1 protein-coding gene is annotated in these 246 nt (G+C 64.2%); it reads left to right on the forward strand.

Translation table 11 applies throughout. From position 1 onward, the window contains the following. Positions 1–246: dihydrodipicolinate synthase family protein (locus tag EXE44_RS19230; protein ID WP_199241308.1), on the forward strand; the 246-nt coding region annotated here is incomplete at both ends.

Here is a 246-nt window from a genome sequence, read left to right on the forward strand (position 1 = left end):
CTCCGTACTACAACAAGCCCGAACCCGCGGGCTTCCTCGAACACTACCGGACCATCGCCGACGAGGTCGACATCCCGCAGATCGTCTACAACGTGCCCAGCCGCACGGGGCAGTCGATCCCGGTCGACGTCACGGTCGAACTCGCGGAACACCCGAACATCCGGGGGTACAAGGCTGCTTCTGGCGACCTCAACCTCATCAGCGAGGTGATAGAGCGGACCCGGGACGAGGCGTTCGCGGTGCTGT

It is taken from the genome of Halorubrum sp. SS7, from assembly GCF_005435055.1.
GTDB classification, from domain to species: domain Archaea; phylum Halobacteriota; class Halobacteria; order Halobacteriales; family Haloferacaceae; genus Halorubrum; species Halorubrum salinarum.